We start from the raw sequence: 23191 nt of genomic DNA on the forward strand, positions 1-23191 counted from the left end.
CCGCCACCCCGCCCGACGCCGCCGATCCCCTCACCGGCGAGGACCCGGCCCGCACGCCGCCCCTGCTCCACGACCTCGACGGAGTGGACGTCGACGTCGACATCACTCCTCCCGCGCAGCCCGGCTCCCTCTCGCTCTCCGTCGCCGCCGACGCCGTCGACCTCGCCGAGTCGGGCTCCACCGCCCTCCAGCGCCGGTTCACGGGCGGGCTCCCCACGGTCACCGTCACCGACTCGCGCGTCGGCGCGCAGAACGACTGGTACGTCCTCGCCTCGGCGAGCGCCCTCACCGGCCCGAGCGCCTCGATCGGAGCCGACCACCTCGGCTGGACCCCGCGCCTGATCACCGGCACCGGCGCCGTCGCGGGCGATCCGGTCGCCTCCTCCCTCGAGGGCGGCGCGGGCCTGCAGGACGCGCTGCTGCTCGGAGCCGCCGGCGGGGCCGGCACCTGGAGCGCCGACGCCGAGCTGCGGCTGCTGGCCGAGCCGGACGTCGAGGCCGGCTCCTACCGCTCGACGATCACGCTGTCGCTGTTCGCCTAGGCGCGGACCAGCGCAACGGCCGGGGACCGCGCCCCGCGGTCACTCCTGAGCGACCGCGACCGCCACGACGAGCGCGGAGTGGACCGTCGGCTCAGAGACGGCGAAGTAGCGGCTCGAGCCCTCGATCCAGGCCTCGGTCGCGCCCTCCCTGGTGCGGAAGCGGACGGGCTCGTCGCTCGACGTCCCGCGCCCGTCGGCCTTCGCGACCGCCTGCGAGCGCAGATCGGCGAGCACCTGCTCCGCCGTCGTCGCCCCTGACGCCACGCGGTCGCGGACGCTGCGGGCGCGCACCGCGTCGATCCCGATGTCGCGTCCGGTCGCCAGCGCCGCGACCACCGCGCCGTCGCAGTGCGCGATGCTGATCCGCATCCGCTCCAGCGCCGGGTGCTCGCCGCGGAGCACCGGGCGGCCGTGCGGTCCGGAGCAGCGCTCGCAGCGCGCGTCCACGGCGACCTCGAGGGGATCGATCCCGAGCGTCTCAGCAGCCAGCTCGCGCACGAGGACCCGGCCGAGGAGGAAGCCGTCCCGGACCTCGCGTCGACTCGTCGCCTCGTAGCGCAGGCGCTCAGCGAGGGTGAGCAGGCGCAGCATCCGGTGGCGGGCGGAGTCGAGGACCTCGGGCCGCGCCCAGCGCAGCTGCACGTCGTCGGTGGCGAGGAGGGGGAGTCCGGTCATGCCCCGGACGCTACGCACGCCAGGCGACATCGGCGTGACGGGAGGGTGGCCGGAGGGAGACGGGCCGCTGTTGACTGGGAGGCGTGCAGACCTTCCTCCCCTACCCCGACTTCCACCGCAGCGTCCGCGCCCTCGACGGCAAGCGGCTCGGCAAGCAGCGCGTCGAGACGCTGCAGGTCATGCGGGCGCTGACCGTCCCGGGGTACGGCTGGCAGAACCACCCCGTCACGCGGATGTGGCGGGGCTACCGACCGGCGCTGATGACCTACCAGCGCGAGACCTGCGCGGAGTGGACGGAGCGCGGCTTCGCCGACACGTGCCTCGTGAAGACCGAGGAGGCCCTCGCCGCCACCCCGGAGGATCTCGCCGCCTACCTGACCGGCGACTACGCGCTCCCGCCGTGGTTCGGCGACGAGCGGCTGCACCTCTCGCACCGCTCGAAGCTCGTGGCCAAGGACGAGGACCACTACGGCCCGCTGTTCCCCGGCACGCCGCCGGGGCTCGACTACCTCTGGCCCGTCGGCGCCTGAGCTCAGGCCGCGGGCGGGCGGAGGAACGGGATCGCGATGCGCGGACGGAACACCTCGCGCTGGTTCGCCTTCACCAGTCCGCAGATGATCAGCACGAAGTGCACCAGCCAGAGCACGGCGAACAGCGTGATCGGGATGCCGATCGGATAGAAGTCCTTCGCGAGCGGGGTGTCGGAGGCGGCGAAGAGCAGCACGACGTGCGCGCCGAGCGTCACGACCCCGATCAGGATCACCGTCAGGCCCCAGTTCGCCGCGTTCCGCGCGTTCTCGGCGGCGAGCCCGCCCTTCCTCCGGGCGGAGGGGTACACGGACGCCATGACGATGCCGCCCACGATCAGGCTGAGGAACGGGATCCCGATGAACGCGAGGAAGCCGAGAGCGTACGAGAGGGCGCCCGTGGGCGGTGCGGGGACGGCCTGCGGGGGCGCGACCGGAGCGGCCTCCGGGGTCGTCGCGTCGGCCGGTCCGGGGTCGGAGGAGGGGCTCGCCATGCCGACAGCCTAGGGAACACCGTCCCCCGGGTCGCGGTCAGGGTCTTTTCAGGCCTCTGGCCGGGCCTTCGTCTTCGGGGGCTCTCGGGTTAGTCTGTCGAGGTTGACCTGCCGCACGGAGCGTGCAGGGCGTCGGCCGCGGTCGTCGCAGCATCCGGGGGGATTCGCGAAGGAGAAGGTTTGGCGTCCGACAGAAGGACCACCGGTGGTGTGGTCAAGGCGATCGTGGGCTTCCTGGGCATGAGCGTCGTGGCCGGAGTCCTCGTGACCGCCACCGTCACCCCGGCCGTGGCGCTCGCCGGAGTCGCCGCGAACCAGTCGATCGGCGTCTTCGACGGCCTGCCCGACTACCTCGAGGTCGACAAGCTCTCCGAGAAGAGCAACATCTACGCGACCGGCTCCGACGGCCCGCAGCTGCTCGCCTCCTTCTACGTCGAGAACCGCGTCGAGGTGCCGCTCGACCGCATCGCCCAGGCCGCCAAGGACGCCGCCGTCTCGGGTGAGGACCCCCGCTTCTACGACCACGGCGGAGTCGACCTCCCCGGCACGCTCCGCGCCGTCGCGCAGACCTACGTGCTCGGCAACGACGTGCAGGGCGGATCCTCGATCACCCAGCAGTACGTGAAGAACGTCCTCGTCGAGAAGGCCGTCCGCAACATCTCGGACGACGCCGAGCGCGCGGCCGCGATCGACGAGGCCACCCGGACCTCCCCCGAGCGCAAGCTCCGCGAGATGAAGCTCGCCATCGGGCTCGAGAAGCAGTACACGAAGGACCAGATCCTCCAGGGCTACCTCAACATCGCGTTCTTCGGAGGCACCACCTACGGCCTCGAGACCGCCGCGAACTACTACTACGCGACCTCGGCAGCGGACCTCTCGATCGCCCAGGCCGCGAGCCTCATCGCGATCGTCAACAACCCGGCCGTCCTGCGGATCGACCAGCCCGACAACCCGGACAACGGCGCCGCGAACGGCTACGCCCGCAACAAGGACCGCCGCGACTACATCATCGGCAAGATGCTCGAGGAGGGGAAGATCTCGCAGGAGGACCACGACGCCGCCGTCGCCGCTCCGATCGAGCCCCGCATCACCCAGCCCAGCACCGGCTGCTCGACCGCGGGCAACGCGGGCTTCTTCTGCGACTACGTCACCAACGTCCTGAAGAACAACGAGATCTTCGGCGCCGACGAGGACACCCGCTGGACCAACTTCCGCCGCGGCGGCCTCGACGTCTACACGACGCTCGACGTCGGCCTGCAGGACGCGGCCGTCGCCGCCGTCGACGCGCAGGTCCCGCAGACCTGGAACTTCGACGTCGGAGCCGTCTCGGTCAGCGTCGAGGTCGGATCCGGGCGCGTGCTCGCGATGACGCAGAACAAGAAGTACTCGCAGGATCCGGACGTCCTCACGACGGACCCGTCCTACAGCGCCGTGAACTACAGCACCGATCGGGCCAACGGCGGATCCTCCGGGATCCAGCCGGGCTCGACCTACAAGCTCTTCACCCTGGTGGAGTGGCTGAAGGAGGGCCACAGCATCAACGAGTCGGTCGACGGGACGCGCAAGTCCACCTGGGGCACCTTCACGGACTCCTGCGTCTCCGGCGGCACCGACACGAGCAACGAGACGAGCGCGAAGAACGACGAGGGCGGAACCGGCGAGGTCGGCACCCCGGTGTCCTTCACGAAGACCTCCCTCAACACCGGCTTCGTCGGCATGGCCCGTGAGCTCGACCTGTGCGGCATCCGCGACACCGCGGTCGACATGGGCGTGAAGCAGGGCAGCGGCGAGGAGCTCGAGCACAACCCGTCGTCGGTGCTCGGCACGAACTACGTCTCGCCCCTCTCGATGGCCGGCGCCTTCGCCACCATCGCCTCCGGCGGCACGACCTGCGACCCCGTCGCGATCGACCGCATCACCGACTCCGCCGGAGCCGACCAGCCGGTGCCCCCGGCGAACTGCCGCCAGTCGATCGACCGCAACGTCGCCGCCACCGCGGCCGTCGCGCTGCAGGCGACCTTCACCGGCGGAGGGACGGCCGTGGCCTCCCGCACCGGCGACGGCGTTCCGCTGATCGGCAAGACCGGCACCACCGACGACGCGAAGGCCACCTGGATGACCGGAGCGAGCACCCGCGTCGCGACCGCCGTCGGCGTGTTCAACGTGAAGGGCGACGCGAACCTGCGCCTCGGCCGCTACTCCTTCGACTCCGGATCCGCCGCCACCGCGCGCCACCGCATCTGGCCGGTCGTCATGCGCGCCGCCGACGCGACGTACGGCGGGACGGCGTTCCCGGAGGCCGACGGCTCGCTGCAGGTCGTCCCGAAGGTCGACATCCCGGATGTCGTCGGGCTCTCCTCCGCCGACGCCGAGGCCAAGCTCGAGGCGGCCGGCTTCGGCGTCGTGCAGGGCGGCACGGAGGCGAGCGACGCCGCGGTCGGGACGGTCACCCGCGCCGACCCGTCGGGCTCGGCCCCGCGCGGCACCGCGATCACCGTGTTCACCAGCTCCGGCAACCAGAAGACCGTGCCGAACGTGACGGGCCAGGATCTGGAGGCCGCGAAGAACGCCTTCGGCGCCGCCGGCTTCACGAAGATCACGCTCGCCTGCGCCGAGGACCCGAAGGCGCCCGACGCCGGCCAGGTCACCGGGCAGGAGCCGGCCGGCGGCTCCCCCGTCGCTCCGGACGCCACGCTGAAGGTGACGATCACCGCGAAGAAGTGCCCCTGACCGGCGCCCGACGGCTCGCGAGAACGCGTCCGGCCCGCGAGGATCCTCGGATCCCGCGGGCCGGACGCGTTCCTGTCGGACGACGGCGTCGGAGCCGGGGCTACTGCCCGCGCCCCCGGATCGCGCCGACGATCGCGACGGTCGCGAAGTAGACGATGAGGGCCAGCACGCCGAACGAGGCGAGCGCCCCGCTGGCCTCGGCCCAGGGCCGTCGCTCGTCCGTCATGGTGCCGGGCATGACGATGTCGAGGGCGAACATGCCCACCGCCAGGGCGAAGCAGACGAGGCTCAGCACGAGCAGCGCCCGGACCGCCTTGCCCACGGGGTCGTAGTAGCGCGGGTTCGACATCGTGCCTCCGGTTCTCGTGATCTCGTGTCTATCCCGCCCGGACCGCTGTGGCAAGCCGTGGGGACGCGAAGACCCCCGCCCCTCCCCCTCCGCGGGCGCCGCTCGCGACGACGGGCGGTGCCGTCGTCACGAGCGGTGTCTCGCGGAAGGAGGAGGGACGGGGGTCGGAGCGGGACCGGCTACGCGGCCAGCGGGAGGGCGGCGGCCGAGGTCACCAGCAGCTCGCCGGCGACGGCGTCGACGCGGACCGCGCCTCCGTCGGAGACCTCGCCGCTGACGAACAGGTCGGCGATCCGGTCGTCGATGGAGCGCTGGACGAGCCGGCGCAGGGGCCGGGCGCCGTACTGCGGCTCGTAGCCGTTCTCGGCGAGCCAGTCGACGGCCGCCTCCGTCACCTCGAGCGTCACCTCGCGGGGAGCGAGGCGGGAGCGCGTGGTGTCGAGGACGATGCCGACGATCTCCCGCAGCTGCTCGCGGCCGAGGCGGCGGAACAGGACGATCTCGTCGATCCGGTTGAGGAACTCGGGGCGCATCGCCTCGCGGAGACGGCCCATGACGCGATCGCGCAGGTCCTTCTCCGAGGCGAAGCCCTCGGCCGACGCGTCGCTCTGAGCGACGAAGCCGAGCGCACCCGACCGCGAGGCCAGGAACTCCGAGCCGAGGTTCGAGGTCATGATGATCACCGTGTTGCGGAAGTCGACCGTCCGCCCCTGGCCGTCGGTCAGACGCCCGTCGTCGAGCACCTGCAGCAGCAGGTTGAAAACGTCGGGGTGCGCCTTCTCGATCTCGTCGAAGAGGACCACCGAGTACGGGTTCCGGCGCACGCGCTCGGTCAGCTGACCGGCCTCGTCGTAGCCGACGTACCCGGGAGGGGCGCCGACCAGCCGCGAGACCGTGTGACGCTCGCCGAACTCGCTCATGTCGAAGCGGATGACCGACTGCTCATCGGCGAAGAGGGAGCCCGCGAGGGTGCGCGCCAGCTCCGTCTTGCCGACACCGGTCGGACCGAGGAAGAGGAACGAGCCGACCGGGCGCGAGGAGTCGCCGAGGCCTGTGCGGCTGCGGCGGACGGCCCGGGCGACCGCGGTGACCGCGTCGTCCTGGCCGATGACCCGCTGGTGCAGCTCGGTCTCGAGGTGGGCGAGGCGCTCGCGCTCCCCCTCCGTGAGCCGCGACACCGGGATGCCGGTGGCGCGGGCGATGACGGCCGCGATCTCGGTCTCGCCGACGACCGCCTCCGCGGGGGCGCTGCCGGTGGCCGCGTCGAGCTCCGCCTGCACGGCGCTGATCTCGTCGCGGACGCGGGACGCCTCCTCGTAGTGCTCGGCCGAGACGGCCGCGTTCTTTTCGGCCTCCAGGGTCGCCAGACGCTCGAGCAGAGCTCCGGTGTCGACGCCGGCTCCGAGGCGGAGGCGGAGGCGCGCGCCGGCCTGGTCGATCAGGTCGATCGCCTTGTCGGGCAGCACGCGGTCGGTGAGGTACCGGGCCGAGAGCTCGACGGAGGCGCGCAGGGCCTCGTCCGTGAAGCGCACGCGGTGGTGCTCCTCGTAGGCGGGGCGCAGGCCGTGCAGGATGGCGACCGCGTCCTCGATGCCGGGCTCGCCGACGCGGACCGGCTGGAAGCGCCGCTCCAGTGCCGGGTCCTTCTCGATGGTGCGGTACTCCTTGAGCGTGGTGGCGCCGACGAGGTGCAGCTCGCCTCGGGCCAGACGCGGCTTGAGGATGTTGCCCGCGTCCATGCCGCCCTCGCCGCCGCCGCCCGCACCGACGACGGTGTGGACCTCGTCGATGAAGACGATCAGCTCGCCGGAGTGCGCCGCGATCTCGTCCATGGTGCCGGTGAGGCGCTCCTCGAAGTCGCCGCGGTAGCGGGTGCCGGCCAGCATGCCGGGGAGATCGAGCGAGATCACGCGCTTGCCGCGCAGCTGCTCGGGGACCTCCTCCGCCACGATCGCGCGGGCCAGGCCCTCGACGATGGCGGTCTTGCCGACGCCGGCCTCGCCGACGAGCACCGGGTTGTTCTTGGTGCGGCGGCTGAGGATCTCGACGGTCTGCTCGATCTCGTCGGCGCGCCCGATGACCGGGTCGAGCCGGCCCTCGCGGGCGAGAGCGGTGAGGTCGGTGCCGAACTTGTCGAGCATCGGAGTGTCGGAGGCGGGCTGTCCCGCCTCCTGCTGCTGCGGGGCCTCGGTCTCGCGCATGCCCTGGGTGAGGGCCTCGGCGGTGACGCCGGCGCGGGCGAGGACCTGCCCGGCGGGGGCGTCCTGGCCGAGCACGAGCGCGAAGAAGAGGTGCTCGGGCTCGATGTAGGTCGAGCCGCTGGAGCGGGCGACCTGGTAGGCGTGGAACAGCGCGCGCTGCGCGCTGGGGGTGATGGTGGCCGCGTTCTGCGAGGCGTGGGCCTCGTCGGCCTGCGGGAGGCGCGCCTCCGCGGCGGTGGCGATGGCGGCGGGGTCGACGCCGATGCGGCGCACGGCCTGCGAGACGGTCTCGTCGTCGATGAGCACGCGGAGCACGTGCAGGGCGTCGAGCTCGGTCTGGCCGCGCTCGAGGGCGAAGCGTCCTGCGGACTGCAGGATGTCGCGGGTACGGGCGGTGAGGAATCGGCTGAGGTCGATCGACCGCGCCGCGCGGGCGCGCTCACCGTCGAGGTAGCGGGCGAGGAAGTCGTCGAACGAGCTCGCTCCGGCCTCGCTGTAGTTGTCGGGCACCTGTCCTCCTGAGGAAGTTGAGTCGGTTACGCTCAAGTTCAACGCAGGGTTGCCGTTCCTATTCCCGCCCCTCCCCCGCGAGATGCCGCTTCGGTCCACGGCACACCGCGGCGGGCGTTCCGACCGGCGTCTCGCGGGGACGGGAAGAGGCACGGACTCCGGGGAGTCCGTGCCTCTCTGCGCCGACGCGCATTTCCTCCGGGGTGGGAGCTCTAGGGGACGAGGTAGCCTGCCGCGCGGAACAGCTCGTACCACTCCGGCCGCGTGAGCGGCAGATCGGAGCCGAGGGCCGCATCGCGCACGCGCTGCTCGTTGGTCGTGCCGAGCACGACCTGCATGCCCGCCGGGTGGCGGGTGATCCAGGCGGTGGCCACGGCGATCGCCGGGACCTCGTACGTCGCTGCGAGCCGGTGGATGACGGCGTTCAGCTCGGGGTAGGCCGGGTTGTCGAGGAAGACGCCGGTGAAGAACCCCGCCTGGAAGGGCGACCAGGCCTGGACGGTGATGCCGTTCAGGCGGCAGTAGTCGAGGATGCCGGCGTCGCGCATGACGGACTGATCCTCGCCGACCATGTTGGAGGCGACGCCCTGCGCGATCAGCGGCGCATGGGTGATCGAGAGCTGCAGCTGGTTCGCCACGATCGGCTGGTTCAGCGACTTCTTCAGCAGCTCGATCTGGTACGGCGTCTGGTTCGAGACGCCGAAGTGCTTCACCTTGCCGGACGCGTGCAGCTCGTCGAACGCGCGGGCCACCTCATCGGGCTCGACGAGCGCGTCGGGCCGGTGCAGGAGCAGCACGTCGACGTAGTCGGTGCGCAGCGCCTTCAGCGAGCCCTCGACCGAGGCGATGAGGTGCTCGTACGAGAAGTCGAAGTAGGGGCCGTCCGGGACGATGCCCGCCTTGGTCTGCAGGACGACGTGCTCACGCTCCGACGGGGTGAGCGCCATCGCCTCGGCGAAGCGCTCCTCGCAGCGGTGCAGCTCGCCGCCGTACACGTCGGCGTGGTCGAAGAAGTCGATGCCGGAGTCGCGGGCGGCGCCGACGAGGCCGCGGATCGCCTCGTCGCTCATCTCGGGGATGCGCATGAGGCCGAGGACGACGTTCGGGGAGTCGACACCGGAGGTGCCGAGGGGGACGTGCTTCACAGGGAGTGCTCCTTCGTTGGATACCTCGTCCACGGTAGGCGCCCCGCCTGGGCGCCGTCCAACAGGGGGTGCTGGTGCGATTCATCCGGCGGAGTGGTGAATCGGCGGAGGGCGTCGAGGATGCCGGACGAACGTGGTGCCGCGACCCCGATTCCGCGGCAGGGAGGGAGTCCTTCGTCGTTCGTCCTGAGTTCTGAACGGCTTGTCCGCGCATCGCGACGGGGGAAGGCTGCCGCCATGACGATCGAGGTGCGCGCAGCCACCGTCTTCGACGACCTGGCGACTATGGTCGGCCCGAAGCGCCCCGACGCGAGCGTGTGCTGGTGCCTGAGCTACCGGCTCCGCTCCTCCGTCGAGAACCGGGCTCTCGCCGGTCCCGCTCGCGGCGCCCGGGTGCGGGAGCTCGTCGCGGAAGATCCTCCGCCCGGCGTCCTCGCGTACGACGGCGACGAGGTGGTCGGCTGGGCGGCGGTGCACCCCCGGGCCGACACGAGCTACGCGACGAACCGGCGCATCCCGCACGTGGACGCCCTCGACGTGTGGAGCGTGTGGTGCCTGCGCGTGCGGCCCGGCTTCCGCGGGCGCGGGATCTCGCATCCGCTGCTCGAGGGCGCCGTCGAGTTCGCCCGAGCCCACGGGGCACCGGTGATCGAGGGCTACCCGGTCGACAACGCCGGTGCGGAGGTCGACCGGACGATGGCGTACGTCGGCACGCGCTCGCTGTTCGAGCGCGCCGGCTTCGAGAGGGCCGCGGACACGACCTCGGTGCTCGGCGGCTTCCCCCGGGTGCTGATGCGCCTGGCCCTCTGACGGCGCCCGCGACAGCCGCTCCGGCCCAGTTCCGCCGAGACACCGCCGAACCGCCCGAGGCGCCGCCGGGAGGACGGCGCCTCGGCGACAGGGCGGTGCCTCGGCGGGCGCGGCGACCCGACGCCCGCCCGCCGCCCAAGACGAGGAACGGCCCCTCACCCGCGAGGGGAGGGGCCGTTCGCCGTGGAGGCCGGGACGCGGTGTCGACGCCTAGAAGTCCCAGTCCTCGTCCTCGGTGTTCACGGCCTTGCCGATCACGTAGGAGGAGCCGGAGCCCGAGAAGAAGTCGTGGTTCTCGTCCGCGTTGGGCGAGAGGGCCGACAGGATCGCGGGGTTCACATCGGTGACCTGCTTGGGGAACATCGGCTCGTAGCCGAGGTTCATCAGCGCCTTGTTGGCGTTGTAGTGCAGGAACTTCTTGACGTCCTCGGTCAGGCCGAGCTGGTCGTAGAGGTCCTGCGTGTACTGCGCCTCGTTGTCGTAGAGCTCGTAGAGCAGCGAGAACGTGTAGTCCTTGATCTCGTCGCGCTTGGCCTGGTCGACCCGCTCGAGTCCCTTCTGGAACTTGTAGCCGATGTAGTAGCCGTGCACGGCCTCGTCGCGGATGATCAGGCGCACGAGGTCGGCCGTGTTGGTGAGCTTGGCACGCGAGGACCAGTACATCGGCAGGTAGAAGCCCGAGTAGAAGAGGAAGGACTCCAGCAGCGTGGAGGCGACCTTCCGCTTCAGCGGGTCGTCGCCGCGGTAGTAGTCCATCACGATGGACGCCTTCTTCTGCAGGTTCGGGTTCTCCATCGACCAGCGGAAGGCCTCGTCGATGTCCTGGGTGTTCGACAGGGTCGAGAACACCGAGGAGTACGACTTGGCGTGGACCGACTCCATGAACGCGATGTTCGTGTAGACGGCCTCCTCGTGAGGCGTGATCGCGTCCGGGATGAGCGAGACGGCGCCGACGGTGCCCTGCACGGTGTCGAGCAGGGTGAGCCCGGTGAACACGCGCATGGTGAGCTGCTGCTCCTGGTGCGTGAGCGTGTTCCACGACTGGATGTCGTTCGACAGCGGGACCTTCTCGGGCAGCCAGAAGTTGCTCGTGAGGCGGTTCCACACCTCGACGTCCTTGTCGTCCTGGATCCGGTTCCAGTTGATCGCCTGGACGGAGTCGACGAGCTTGAGCTTCTCGGGGGGAGTCATGATTCCTTCTCGCTGCTGCGGATGGGTCGTGCGAAGGGGGGTGGGGCTGCGTGCTCTAGAGCATGCACGAGACGCACTGGTCGAGCTCGGTGCCCTCGAGCGCCAGCTGACGGATGCGGATGTAGTAGATCGTCTTGATGCCCTTGCGCCAGGCGTAGATCTGAGCGCGGTTGACGTCGCGGGTGGTCGCCGTGTCCTTGAAGAAGAGCGTGAGCGAGAGGCCCTGGTCGACGTGCTGCGTGGCGGCGGCGTAGGTGTCGATGATCTTCTCGTAGCCGATCTCGTACGCGTCCTGGTAGTACTCCAGGTTGTCGTTCGTCATGAACGGCGCCGGGTAGTAGACGCGGCCGAGCTTGCCCTCCTTGCGGATCTCGATCTTCGACGCGATCGGGTGGATCGAGGACGTCGAGTTGTTGATGTACGAGATCGAGCCGGTCGGCGGGACGGCCTGCAGGTTCTGGTTGTAGATGCCGTGCTCCATGACCGAGGCCTTGAGCGCACGCCAGTCGTCCTGGGTGGGGACCGCGATGCCCGAGTCGGCGAAGAGGCGGGAGACGCGCTCGGTGGCCGGCGTCCACTCCTTCTCCGTGTAGGTGTCGAAGAACTCACCCGAGGCGTACTTCGAGTCGGCGAAGCCCTCGAAGGTGGTGCCGCGCTCGATGGAGAGGTTGTTGGAGGCGCGCAGGGCGTGGAACAGCACCGAGTAGAAGTAGATGTTGGTGAAGTCGATGCCCTCCTCGGATCCGTAGTGGATCCGCTCGCGGGCGAGGTAGCCGTGCAGGTTCATCTGGCCGAGGCCGATGGCGTGCGACTTGTCGTTGCCGTCCTCGATCGAGCGGACCGAGGTGATGTGCGACTGGTCGGACACCGAGGTGAGGCCGCGGATAGCGGTCTCGATGGTGCGGCCGAAGTCGGGCGAGTCCATCGTCAGCGCGATGTTCAGCGAGCCGAGGTTGCAGGAGATGTCCTTGCCGATCTGCGCATAGGAGAGGTCCTCGTTGTAGGTCGTCGGAGTGTTGACCTGGAGGATCTCGGAGCAGAGGTTGGACATGTTGATGCGGCCCTTGATCGGGTTCGCCTGGTTCACCGTGTCCTCGAACACGATGTAGGGGTAGCCCGACTCGAACTGGATCTCGGCGATGGTCTGGAAGAACTCGCGCGCCGAGATCTTGGTCTTCTTGATGCGCGGGTCGTCGACCATCTCGCGGTACTTCTCCGAGAGGGAGATGTCGCCGAAGGGGATGCCGTAGACGCGCTCGACGTCGTAGGGCGAGAAGAGGTACATGTCCTCGTTGTTCTTCGCGAGCTCGAACGTGATGTCGGGCACGACGACGCCGAGGGAGAGCGTCTTGATGCGGATCTTCTCGTCGGCGTTCTCGCGCTTGGTGTCGAGGAAGCGGAGGATGTCGGGGTGGTGCGCCGAGAGGTACACCGCTCCCGCGCCCTGGCGCGCGCCGAGCTGGTTGGCGTAGCTGAAGCTGTCCTCGAGGAGCTTCATCACGGGGATGATGCCCGAGGACTGGTTCTCGATCTGCTTGATCGGGGCGCCGGCCTCGCGGATGTTCGAGAGCGAGAGGGCGACGCCGCCGCCGCGCTTGGAGAGCTGGAGCGCGGAGTTGATGCCGCGGGCGATCGACTCCATGTTGTCCTCGATGCGCAGCAGGAAGCAGGAGACGAGCTCGCCGCGCTGGGCCTTGCCTGTGTTGAGGAAGGTCGGGGTCGCGGGCTGGAAGCGGCCGGCGACGATCTCCTCGACGAGGGCGGTCGCGAGCGTCTCGTCGCCCTGGGCGAGGCCGAGGGCGGTCATCACGACGCGGTCCTCGAAGCGCTCGAGGTAGCGCTTCCCGTCGAACGTCTTGAGCGTGTACGAGGTGTAGTACTTGAACGCGCCGAGGAAGGTCGCGAAGCGGAACTTCTTCGAGTACGCCAGGTCGTTGAGCTGCTGGATGAACTCGAACGAGTACTGGTCGAGCACGGCCTGCTCGTAGTACTCCTTCTCGACCAGGTAGTCGAGGCGCTCCTTGAGCGTGTGGAAGAACACCGTGTTCTGGTTGACGTGCTGCAGGAAGAACTCGCGAGCGGCCTCGCGGTCCTTGTCGAACTGGATCTCTCCGTTCGGGCCGTAGAGGTTCAGCATCGCGTTGAGCGAGTGGTAGTCCATCTGTGCGGCGTCGCGGGGAGCGTCGATCACTGCTGCGTCCAAAACGTGTCCAATCCTTCGTCGACGGCGCGGACGTCGTCGGGTGTTCCGAATACTTCGAATCGATAGAGGTGCGGCACCTCGCACTTGCGGGCGATGATGTCGCCGGCGAGGCAGTACGCCTCGCCGAAGTTCGTGTTGCCGGCGCCGATGACGCCGCGGATCAGGGAGCGGTTGCACGGATCGTTGAGGAACCGGATGACCTGCTTGGGGACCGCTCCTCCGCCGTTGCCGCCGCCGTAGGTGGGGAGGACGAGCACGTACGGCTCGTGGACGTGGAGCGTGTCGAGGGCGGCTCCGTCGCGACGGGCGTGGAGCGGGATGCGCTGCGCCGGCCGTCCGAGCTTCTCGATGAACCGGTGCGTGTTCCCCGAGCTGCTGGAGAAGTACACGAGCCCGCTCATCCTCCGGCCCCTCTCCCCGTCAGCTGCTGTTCTCGGTCCCGCCTCCGAGGCGGCTGCGCGGTGAGCCGCAAGGCGGAGGAGGAAGCCGCAGCGGCGCTACGGCGCCCGCCGACGACGTCGCGGATCGCCGCCCGTGCGCCTCAGAGGGTCGCGATCTTGTCGGGGCGGAAGCCGGACCAGTGGTCGTCGTCCGTGATGACGACCGGCGCCTGGAGGTAGCCGAGGGCCTTGACGGCCTCGAGGGCCTTCTCGTCCACGGAGAGGTCGAACACCTCGTAGTCGATGCCCTTGCTGTCGAGGGCGCGGTACGTCGCGGTGCACTGGACGCAGGAGGGCTTGGTGTAGACCGTCACAGCCATGGGTGTCGCCTTTCGGAGGGGGTGTCCCGGTGCAGCTCCCCGACCGGCGGCTCGCGATGCGGGCGGGGTCGGAGGGTGGTCCGGGTGAGTTCTGGGTGCCGGTGGGGCTCTCGCTCCGACCTGCTCAGCAATACTACATATAGGGGGCGGGCCGGTGTCAGCCCACTAGACGTAGTAGTTACAGCCGTGTAGTTATCCACCGGTTCCTCCCCCGTTCATCCACAGGCCGGAGCCCGTGGAACCGCGGAAGGACGCGGATCCGGACGAACCATCCACAGGTGTGGACAGAAGGATCCCGTTCACTGTGTACAACGCGCCACGGCGTGTCGGCATGCCCGACCGGTGGGGTCCGCGCGGCGGCTCGACCACAAGATGTGGTGGTCGGATCGCATCGCGGGGCATGCCCGGACGGTACGCCCGACCACCGACACCGCGAACGGTCAGAGGAGCTGCGCGGCCCACTCCCGGGCGACGGCGCGCAGGTGCGGGAGCGGGTCCGCGAGGGCCGCGGACGAGGAGCCCGCCGCCTCCGTCAGCGACACCGCCGCGGTGAAGCCGGGAGTCGGCGCCGCGATCGCCCCGGCGACGAGGAGCGTCCGCGCCCCGGCCGCCTCGGCGAGCGCGAGGACGTGCAAGGGGACCTTGCCGGCGGCGGACTGCGCGTCGAAGCGCCCCTCCCCCGTGATGACGACGTCCGCGCCCGCGAGGAGCGTCGGGAGCCCGATCGCCCGTCCGACGGCGCCGGCGCCGGAGGTCGGGCGCGCGCCCCAGGCGAGCAGCCCGAAGCCCGTCCCGCCCGCCGCCCCGGAGCCCGGCGCATCGGGATTCGCGTCCAGGTGCGCGGCGAGACGGCGGAGGCCGCTCTCGAGGAGGAGGACGTCCTCGGGGCCGGCCCCCTTCTGCGGACCGAAGACGCGGGCCGCCCCGGAGTCGCCGAGCAGCGGGGTCGCGACATCGCTGAGCACGACCGCGCCTCCGGGCGGCAGAGGACGCAGCGCGCGGAGGTCGGCGGCGGCGAGCGCGGGCAGCGCACCGCCTCCCTCGCCGAGGTCGCGGCCGGAGGCGGTGGAGAAGCGTGCGCCGAGCTCGCGGAGCGCTCCGACTCCGCCGTCGGTCGAGGCGCTGCCGCCGATCGCCAGCAGCAGGGCGTGCGCCCCCGCGTCGAGGGCGGCGGCGATCGCGCGGCCGAAGCCGCGCGTGTGCGCGGTGAGCGGACGGAGCGGGTCGAGCAGCGTGATGCCGCTCGTGGAGGCGAGCTCGACGACAGCTGTCCCGTCGGGGAGCAGCAGCCACCAGGCGCGGACCGGCCGGTCGTCCGGGCCGGGGACGACGACCGGCCGCCGAAGCGACCCCGGGACCGCGAGCGCGAAGGCCTCGACCGTGCCCTCTCCTCCGTCGGCCATCGGCGCGAGGACGATCTCGTCCCCCGGGCGCGCAGCGCTCCAGCCCTCGGCGATCGCCCGCGCGACCTCGACCGCGCTCGCCGACCCCTTGAAGGAGTCGGGCGCGACGACGACCCTCAGCCTGCCCACGCGCTCAGTGTGGCACCGCGCCGCCACTCAGAGCGGGGTCGCGAGCCGGTAGCCGCGCTTGATCACCGTCGCCACGAGCCGCGGTTCGGGGAGGGCCTGACGGAGGCGGCTGACAGCGACGTCGACCGCGTGGTCGTCGAGAGCCTCCGGCGCGGAGGCCGCGAGGACGTGACGCGCGACGGTCGCGCCCTCGGCGGCGACGAGAGTCCGGAACAGCGCGAGCGCGACCGGGGTCAGCGCCACCCGGGTCCCGGCCAGGACGGCGTGCCGGCCTCGGAGCTCGAGAGTGCCGAAGGCCGTCTCGATGCGGGGCGACGCCTGCTCGAGGTGCTCGCAGGTCAGGCGGATGAGCGCACCCATCCGGAACCGGTCCGGCACGACCGGGAGGATCCCTGCCTCGACCAGGGGTGCTGCGGTCACGGGGCCGACGGCGGCGGCGACCACCGTCTCGCGGAAGGCCGCCTGGAGGTCGTCGAGGCGGCCCGCGGCCTCCGCGACCGTGAAGAGCGCCTCCACCGCCGGCGCGCTGGTGAAGGTGACGGCGTCGATGCCCCCTCCGCAGACCGCGTCGATCAGCCGCAGCACCCGGGCGGAGTCCTCGTGCACGCTCCAGCGGTAGGGCGCGGCCGTGAGCACCCGGGCGCCGGCGTCGCGGAGACGCTGCAGCTGAGCCGGGTCGGTGAATCCGTGCAGCTGCACCGCGATCGTGCGGCCGGCGACGCCCTCGCGCAAGGCCAGGTCGACGAGGGAGGTGGTCGTCTCGCGCTCGCTCATCCCGTGGTCGTCGAGACCCGCCGCACGGATCGCTCCGCGCGCCTTGGGTCCCCGGACGAGGATCCGCGCGGAGGACAGCGCGTCGGCCAGCTCGATCCCCGCGGCGTCCGCGGCCTCGAGCCAGCGCCGCAGGCCGTAGGAGGTGGTGGCGAGGAGCACGTCGGGACGGGCGGCGACGATGGCGCGGGTCTCCTCCTCGAGCGCGCCCTCGGTGTCGACGCCGCGCATGCGGATGGTGGGGGCGTGCGTGACGGCGGCACCGCGGCGCTCGAACGCGGCGATCAGGTCCTCGGAGCGGCGGTCGGAGGTGACCCCGATGCGGAAGCCGTCCAGCTGGTCGGGTCGGAACCCCACGGCGGCGTCGGGATCGGTGCCGGTCATGCTCGGCCCCCTCGGGGTCTCACGCGGTCAGTGCATCGACCGCTCGGGCGATGCTCTCGGGGTCCCCCGCATCATGGCACGCGGCCTGCCGGACCACCTCGCCGATGACGATCACGGCGGGCGAGCGCGGTGCCAGCTCGGCGAGCAGGCCGAGCACTCCGCCGACCGACGAGACCGTCGTGCGCTGGTCGCGCGACCAGCCCCGCTCGACGATCGCGAGGGGCGTGTCGGCGCGCATCCCGGCGCGCTGCAGCCCGGCGACGAGGTGCGGGAGGGTGTTCACGCCCATCAGCACCACGATCGTCCCGCCCAGCCCGGCCAGATGGCCGAGCTCCTGCTCGCTGAACGGCGCATGGCCCGAGACCACGGTGAAGGCCCTGCTGACCTCGCGATGGGTGACCGGGATCCCGGCGGCGGCGGGCACCGAGATCGCGCTGGTCACTCCGGGGACGACCGTGGAGCCGACGCCGGCGAGCCGGCACGCGCGCACCTCCTCCGACCCGCGGCCGAACACGAACGGATCGCCGCCCTTCAGGCGCACGACGTCCAGACCCGCGAGGGCCCGCTCGATCATCAGCCGCTCGATCTCGTGCTGCGGCACCGCATGATGACCCGGCGTCTTGCCGACGTCGATCAGCTCGGCGCCGGGCGCCCACTCGGCCAGGCCCTCGTGCGGACCGAGCCGGTCGTAGAGCACCACGTCCGCGTCGCGGAGGGCGCGGCGGGCGGCGAGGGTCATCAGATCCGGATCGCCGGGGCCGCCGCCGACGATGCTGACGTGCCCGACCGGCCGGGTCGGCGCGGGGGCCTCGTCGACGATCCAGGGGCAGAGCTCGGCCGCCGCTGCTCGGAGCGGCGCCGGCCCCTCCACCCACACGATCAGGGCCGGGGGCGCCGGGGTGAGCGCGTCCTCCGCCTCGTGCCGCTCGACGAGTGCGCCGGCGGCTCGGTAGCGGGCGAGCACGCGGCGGGTCCCGGAGGCGGTGCCGATCACGAGCACGCGGCGTCCGGCGAGGTCGAGGGAGAGCTGCATCACGAGTCCGATCCGATCCCGGCCGGACCGACGGGGATCCTCGGCCCCGCGACCAGCACGGGTCCGTCCGGTCTCTCGTCCCGGCCGGCGGGCCGGACCTGCCCGCGCTCGCGCACGGTCGCGACGCGCGGATCCGCGGTGTCCGGGGCGTTCACGAAGGAGCGGAAGCGGCGGAGCCGGTCGGGATCGGCGAGGGTCGCCGCCCACTCGTCGACGTAGGTGTCGACGTGCGTGGCCATGGCGGCCTCCAGCTCGGCGGCGATGCCGAGCGAGTCCTCGCAGACCACCTCGCGCACGTGCTCGAGTCCGCCGGGGAGCTCCTCCTGCCAGCGTGCGGTCCGCTGGAGCCGCTCGGCCGTCCGCACGTAGTACATGACGTAGCGGTCGATGTAGCGCACCAGGGTCTCGTCGTCGAGGTCCTGCGCGAGCAGCTGGGCGTGCGCCGGCTGGTAGCCGCCGTTGCCGCCGACGTAGAGGTTCCAGCCGAGGTCGCTCGCGATGACGCCGATGTCCTTCCCCCGCGCCTCGGCGCACTCGCGGGCGCAGCCGCTGACCCCGAGCTTGAACTTGTGCGGCGAGCGGAGACCCCGGTACCGCTCCTCGAGGAAGACCGCCATCCCGACCGCGTCCTGGACTCCGAAGCGGCACCAGGTCGATCCGACGCACGACTTGACCGTGCGCAGCGACTTGCCGTACGCCTGACCCGACTCGAAGCCGGCGTCGACGAGGAGGCGCCAGATCTCGGGCAGCTGCTCGAGGCGGGCGCCGAACATGTCGATCCGCTGCCCGCCGGTGATCTTCGTGTAGAGGCCGTACTGCTCGGCGACCTCGGCGATCACCTTGAGCTTCGCCGGCGTGATCTCGCCCCCGGGGATCCGCGGGACGACGGAGTAGGTGCCGTCCTTCTGCATGTTGGCCAGGGCGCGGTCGTTGGTGTCCTGCAGCGGCGCCTGGCCGCCGTCGAGGATGTAGGCGTTCGTCTGGGTGGCGAGGACGGAGGCGATCACCGGCTTGCAGACGTCGCAGCCCAGCCCGGAGCCGAAGCGCTCCATCACCTGCTCGGCCGAGTGCAGCCCGAGGATGCGGACCGACTCGAACAGCTCGCTGCGGCTGAGCGCCACGTGCTCGCAGAGGGCGCGGGAGACCTCGACGCCCGCACGGATCAGCTCCGTGTCGAGCAGCTTCTTCACCAGGGGCACGCACGATCCGCACTGGGTGCCCGCGCGGGTGCAGGCCTTGAGCGGCCCCAGCTCGGTGCACCCCTCGCCGATCGCGTGGCGGACCTCGCCGACCGAGACGTTGTTGCACGAGCAGACCTGGGCGTCGTCCGGAAGGTCGCCCGAGGGCGCCTCCGCCCCCGCCGCCGCGAGGTAGGCGCCGGGCTCGGCCGGCAGCTCGCGCCCCAGCAGCGGGCGGAGGGAGGAGTAGGGGCCCGCGTCGCCGACGAACATCCCGCCGAGCAGCGTGCGCGCATCGTCCGAGACGACGACCTTCTGGTAGAGACCGCGGGCCGGATCGGCGTAGACGACCTCGAGCGCTCCCTCCGTGGTGCCGAGGGCGTCGCCGAAGCTGGCGACCTCCACGCCCGAGAGCTTGAGCTTGGTGGCGTCGTCGACCCCCGGGAAGGTCGCGTCGCCGCCGAGGATCCGGTCGGCGACCACCTCCGCCATCGCGTTGGCGGGTGCGACGAGCCCGACCGTGCGGCCGGCGATCGCGGCGACCTCGCCGATGGCCCAGACTCCCGCCCTGCTGGTGCGGCAGGCCTCGTCGACGACCACGCCTCCGCGCGGTGCGACCTCGATCCCGACCGCTCGGGCGAGCTCGTCGCGCGCCGTGATCCCGATGGAGAAGACCACGAGATCGGCGCTGATGCTGCTGCCGTCGGTCAGCGCGACTCCGAGCACCGTCCCCGTCGGCGAGGTGAGGATCGCGGTGGGCCGGTTGCCGAGGTGCAGCGCGATCCCCTGCGCCGAGATGATGCGGCCGAGGGCCTGCCCGGCGCCCTCGTCGAGCTGCGCGCTCATCAGCCAGCGGCCGGAGTGGACGAGGGCGGTGCGCGCACCGAGCCGGTGCGCGCCTCCCGCCGCCTCGAGGCCGAGCAGACCGCCGCCGACCACGACCACGATCGCGGGGCGTCCGCGCCGGGCGCGGAACGCGGCGAGCTCGGCGACGAGCCCGTCCACGTCCTCGAGCGTGCGGTAGACGCGGCCGTGCTCGGCGCCCTCGATCGGCGGGACCGTGGCGGAGGAGCCCGTCGCCAGGACGATCTCGTCGCCCTCGAGGGAGCGGCCGTCCGCGAGCTCGACGCGCAGGCGGTCGGGATCGATCGCGACGACACGGGAGGAGGTGATCAGCCGCGCCGACTCCCACAGAGCGCCGTCGCCCAGAGTCAGGTCGTGCTCGCCGTCGAGGCGCTTCGAGAGTGCGACGCGGTCGTAGGGACGGTGCACCTCCTCGCCGAGGACGGTGATCTCCAGCGCCTGGTCGCCGGCCCGGGCGACGAGCGCGTCGACCAGGCGGTGCGCGGCGGGTCCCGCTCCGACGACGAGCACGCGTCGGGGCCGGGCGGCGGGGTTCGCTCCAGGAGTCATGACGTCCACCGTAGGGACGGCCCGTTTCCCCGCCGTTGCCCCTGTGTAACAGCGTGTGACGCGCGCCTCTCGGCGAGCGCCGCAGGCCGTGAGGGCTTCGTTACGCCCGTGACACCGAAGGCGTGCTCGCACGAAACGCGCGATCCCTACCGTTGCCTCATCGCGTCCGACCGGATGCGGTGGCCCACCCGCAGGAAGAAGGCGCAGCGATGACCCTCCTCGATCGGCTCGCCCCCGCGACCGCCACCACCTGGGTGCCGGTCTGCGCCGTCGGCGACCTCGAGCCGCTCTGGGGCGAGGCCGCCCTGGTCGGCGGTGTGCAGCTCGCCCTGTTCCTCCTGCCCGACGGGCGGGTGCGGGCCGTCTCGAACCTCGACCCCGCGACCGGCGCCGCCGTGCTCTCACGCGGCATCGTCGGCTCGCGTCTGGTCGACGGGGTGCAGCGGCCCACGATCGCCTCCCCCCTGCACAAGGACGTCTTCGACCTCGAGACCGGCGCCTGCTTCACACGAGCGGAGCTGCACCTCGCCACCTGGCAGGTGCGCGAGAGCGACGGCACGATCGAGGTCGCCCAGCGGACCGCTCTGGTCGCCGCGTCCCACGGGACCTCCGACGACGACGGGAGGCGTGCCGTCGCCGCGCTGGTCGAGGCGGTCCGCCGGGCCAACCCGGCGCTGGACGTGCTCGACTCCTTCGTCGACGTGCAGCAGCCCGACGTCCCCGCGACCCTGGGTTCTCTCGAGCCGGGCCGGCCGGCGGTGGTCGTGCCGCTGCTGCTCTCGGCCGGCTACCACGTGCACGTCGACCTCGCCGAGGCCGCGGCGGAGGCGGAGCGGCCGGTGCGGGTCTCGGGCGCGCTCGGACCCGATCCCCGCCTGGCGCGCGTGCTCGCCCGCCGGCTCCACGAGGCAGGGCTCGACGACGGCGACCGCGTCGTGCTCGCCGCTGCCGGCTCGAGCGACGCCGGTGCCGTCGCGGACTGCTGGACCACCGGCCGCCTCCTCGCCGCCGAGCTCGGCCGCGAGGTGAGCACCTCGTTCATCTCGGCCGCCGAGCCGCGGATCGCGGAGGCGGTCGCCGCCGAGCGCGCCGCCCACCCCGGCGCGCGCGTCGTGGTCGCCACCTACCTGCTCGCGCCCGGCTACTTCGCCGGCCTGGCCGCCTCCGCGGGGGCCGACCTCGCCTCCGCTCCCCTCCTCACCGCCGTCGATCCGCCCGCCCGCGAGCTGGTCGACATCGTCTCGGAGCTGTTCGGGCGCAACGCCTGACGCCTCCTCCCCGCACCACCACCGCTCCACCTCCCCGTCCCGAGCGCGCCCTCGCGCGCGCCGCCCACCCTCCGGAGGACCACGATGACTGCTGCACCCCCGACCACCGTCCCCACGACCGCCGCCACATCCACCGGCATCATCCGACGGCCGGGCCGCTGGATCGACGGCTGGAACCCCGAGGACCCCGCCCAGTGGGAGGCGGAGGGACGCTCCGTCGCCGCTCGCAATCTGAGGTGGTCGATCTTCGCCGAGTTCCTCGGCTTCGTCGTCTGGCAGCTCTGGTCGGTCGTCGTCGTCTCGCTGCCGGCGGCCGGGTTCGCCTTCGACACCGGGCAGATCTTCTGGCTCATCTCGATGCCGAGCCTCGTCGGCGCCACCCTGCGGATCCCGTATACGTTCATGGTCCCCCGCTTCGGCGGCCGCAACTGGACGATCGTGTCGGCGGGCCTCCTGCTGATCCCGAGCGTCGGACTCGGCATCGCGGTCTCGAATCCGGAGACCCCGTTCGGCGTCATGCTCCTGGTGGCCGCGCTCGCCGGCTTCGGCGGCGGCAACTTCGCCAGCTCGATGGCGAACATCACCTTCTTCTACCCGCACGCGCAGAAGGGCTGGGCTCTGGGGCTCAACGCCGCGGGCGGCAACCTGGGCGCCTCCGTCGCGCAGCTCGTCGTGCCGATCGCGATCACCGTCGGCGCCGCGGCCACGCTGAACCTGCCGATCGCCGGCTTCCTCTGGGTCCCCCTGATCGTCGTGGCGATGATCGGCGCCGCCAAGCGCATGGACAACCTCTCGACCGCGAAGTCCGACGTCGCCGCCTCCCTCGCCGCGCTCCGCGAGCCGCACCTCTGGCTGCTGGCCGTGCTCTACATCGGGACCTTCGGGTCCTTCATCGGATTCGCCGGCGTGTTCCCGAAGCTCATCGCCGACACCTTCCCCGAGTTCTCCGGCTTCGCCGTCGGCTCGGCGACGGTCGGCCTCGCGTTCCTCGGCTCCCTGGTGGGCTCGCTGTCCCGCCCCTCCGGCGGCCGTCTGGCCGACCGCTTCGGCGGAGCGCCTGTCACGGTCCTCGCCTTCGTCGCCATGGGCGCCGGGATCCTCGGCGTGATCGCGACACTGCCGCTCGGCAGCTTCTGGCTCTTCCTCGCCTGCTTCCTCGTGCTCTTCTCGGCGGCCGGCATCGGCAACGGCGCGACCTACCGCATGATCCCCACGGTGTTCGCCCTCCGCGCCCGCCAGCGCGGCGACGACGGCATCGGCGCCCAGCGCACGTCCGCCGCGGCGCTCGGCCTGATCTCGGCGATCGGCGCGTACGGCGGCTTCGTGATCCCCCAGCTGCTCGGCTTCTCCAAGACCGAGTTCGGCGACTACACCACGGCGCTGGGCTGGTTCGTCGGCGCCTACGCGGTGATGCTCGCGATCACGGCCGGCGTCTACCTCCGCCTCGCCGCGAAGACGGGGACCCGGATCTGACG

At 71.7% G+C, this 23191-nt stretch carries 19 protein-coding genes; 6 read left to right on the forward strand and 13 right to left on the reverse strand.

Going from position 1 to position 23191, the window contains the following annotated elements; genetic code table 11:
- On the forward strand, positions 1-542 hold a 542-nt coding region (locus C5C44_RS17130), incomplete at its 5' end, for a hypothetical protein (RefSeq protein ID WP_104336101.1).
- 39 nt (positions 543-581) lie between these two features.
- Here C5C44_RS17130 and C5C44_RS14635 read toward each other — a convergent pair.
- Positions 582-1217, reverse strand: a complete 636-nt coding sequence (locus C5C44_RS14635; RefSeq protein ID WP_104309716.1) for a 4'-phosphopantetheinyl transferase superfamily protein — start codon at positions 1215-1217, stop codon at positions 582-584.
- An 83-nt stretch (positions 1218-1300) separates the two neighbouring features.
- Between C5C44_RS14635 and C5C44_RS14640 the strand changes: the two genes are divergently transcribed.
- Positions 1301-1747, forward strand: a complete 447-nt coding sequence (locus tag C5C44_RS14640) for an MSMEG_6728 family protein (protein ID WP_104336102.1) — start codon at positions 1301-1303, stop codon at positions 1745-1747.
- Positions 1748-1749: 2 nt separating this feature from the next.
- On the opposite strand, the gene C5C44_RS14645 is transcribed toward C5C44_RS14640, so the two are convergent.
- Positions 1750-2238, reverse strand: a complete 489-nt coding sequence (locus C5C44_RS14645; protein ID WP_104261493.1) for a DUF4870 domain-containing protein — start codon at positions 2236-2238, stop codon at positions 1750-1752.
- Between the two features lie 180 nt (positions 2239-2418).
- Here C5C44_RS14645 and C5C44_RS14650 point away from each other — a divergent pair, with 180 nt between their 5' ends.
- A complete protein-coding gene (locus C5C44_RS14650) occupies positions 2419-4968 on the forward strand; it encodes a transglycosylase domain-containing protein (RefSeq protein WP_258063707.1) in 2550 nt (849 codons plus the stop codon).
- Between the two features lie 100 nt (positions 4969-5068).
- On the opposite strand, the gene C5C44_RS14655 is transcribed toward C5C44_RS14650, so the two are convergent.
- The 3 genes from C5C44_RS14655 to C5C44_RS14665 form a co-directional block, all read right to left on the reverse strand.
- The gene (locus C5C44_RS14655; RefSeq protein WP_104224361.1) at positions 5069-5317 is read right to left on the reverse strand and encodes a hypothetical protein; all 249 of its coding nucleotides are present in this window, start codon (positions 5315-5317) and stop codon (positions 5069-5071) included.
- Positions 5318-5496: 179 nt separating this feature from the next.
- The gene (locus tag C5C44_RS14660) at positions 5497-8028 is read right to left on the reverse strand and encodes an ATP-dependent Clp protease ATP-binding subunit (protein WP_104227170.1); all 2532 of its coding nucleotides are present in this window, start codon (positions 8026-8028) and stop codon (positions 5497-5499) included.
- A gap of 212 nt (positions 8029-8240) precedes the next feature.
- Entirely contained in the window at positions 8241-9173 is a 933-nt protein-coding gene (locus C5C44_RS14665) for an aldo/keto reductase family oxidoreductase (RefSeq protein WP_258066765.1), read from the reverse strand.
- 237 nt (positions 9174-9410) lie between these two features.
- On the opposite strand from C5C44_RS14665, the gene C5C44_RS14670 reads away from it, so the two are divergent.
- Positions 9411-9983: a GNAT family N-acetyltransferase gene (locus C5C44_RS14670; RefSeq protein ID WP_104336103.1), complete on the forward strand. Its 573-nt coding sequence runs from the start codon at positions 9411-9413 to the stop codon at positions 9981-9983.
- 210 nt (positions 9984-10193) lie between these two features.
- On the opposite strand, the gene nrdF is transcribed toward C5C44_RS14670, so the two are convergent.
- From nrdF to nirB, 8 genes are all read right to left on the reverse strand, one after another.
- Positions 10194-11174: a class 1b ribonucleoside-diphosphate reductase subunit beta gene (nrdF, locus tag C5C44_RS14675; RefSeq protein WP_104224358.1), complete on the reverse strand. Its 981-nt coding sequence runs from the start codon at positions 11172-11174 to the stop codon at positions 10194-10196.
- A 55-nt stretch (positions 11175-11229) separates the two neighbouring features.
- Positions 11230-13335, reverse strand: a complete 2106-nt coding sequence (nrdE, locus tag C5C44_RS14680) for a class 1b ribonucleoside-diphosphate reductase subunit alpha (protein WP_104267670.1) — start codon at positions 13333-13335, stop codon at positions 11230-11232.
- Positions 13336-13361: 26 nt separating this feature from the next.
- Complete coding sequence (nrdI, locus tag C5C44_RS14685) at positions 13362-13778, reverse strand: class Ib ribonucleoside-diphosphate reductase assembly flavoprotein NrdI (protein WP_104224357.1); 417 nt, start codon at positions 13776-13778, stop codon at positions 13362-13364.
- Positions 13779-13918: 140 nt separating this feature from the next.
- On the reverse strand, positions 13919-14137 hold the full coding sequence (gene nrdH, locus C5C44_RS14690) for a glutaredoxin-like protein NrdH (protein WP_068255139.1): 219 nt from the start codon (positions 14135-14137) through the stop codon (positions 13919-13921).
- Positions 14138-14577: 440 nt separating this feature from the next.
- Positions 14578-15660, reverse strand: coding sequence for a glycerate kinase (locus C5C44_RS14695; RefSeq protein ID WP_104328005.1), 1083 nt, complete (start codon positions 15658-15660; stop codon positions 14578-14580).
- Positions 15661-15696: 36 nt separating this feature from the next.
- Complete coding sequence (locus tag C5C44_RS14700) at positions 15697-16824, reverse strand: uroporphyrinogen-III synthase (protein ID WP_104238252.1); 1128 nt, start codon at positions 16822-16824, stop codon at positions 15697-15699.
- Positions 16825-16843: 19 nt separating this feature from the next.
- Complete coding sequence (gene cobA / locus C5C44_RS14705) at positions 16844-17857, reverse strand: uroporphyrinogen-III C-methyltransferase (RefSeq protein ID WP_104227191.1); 1014 nt, start codon at positions 17855-17857, stop codon at positions 16844-16846.
- On the reverse strand, positions 17857-20448 hold the full coding sequence (gene nirB / locus C5C44_RS14710) for a nitrite reductase large subunit NirB (RefSeq protein WP_104224354.1): 2592 nt from the start codon (positions 20446-20448) through the stop codon (positions 17857-17859). The genes cobA and nirB overlap by 1 nt, the downstream gene beginning before the upstream one ends.
- A gap of 209 nt (positions 20449-20657) precedes the next feature.
- On the opposite strand from nirB, the gene nirD reads away from it, so the two are divergent.
- Both nirD and C5C44_RS14720 read left to right on the forward strand, forming a co-directional pair.
- Positions 20658-21716: a nitrite reductase small subunit NirD gene (gene nirD / locus C5C44_RS17475; protein WP_104224353.1), complete on the forward strand. Its 1059-nt coding sequence runs from the start codon at positions 20658-20660 to the stop codon at positions 21714-21716.
- Between the two features lie 84 nt (positions 21717-21800).
- Complete coding sequence (locus tag C5C44_RS14720; RefSeq protein ID WP_104224352.1) at positions 21801-23189, forward strand: MFS transporter; 1389 nt, start codon at positions 21801-21803, stop codon at positions 23187-23189.
- Positions 23190-23191: the final 2 nt, after the last annotated feature.

It is taken from the genome of Rathayibacter sp. AY1F6 (assembly GCF_002932035.1).
Taxonomy (GTDB): Bacteria; Actinomycetota; Actinomycetes; order Actinomycetales; family Microbacteriaceae; genus Rathayibacter.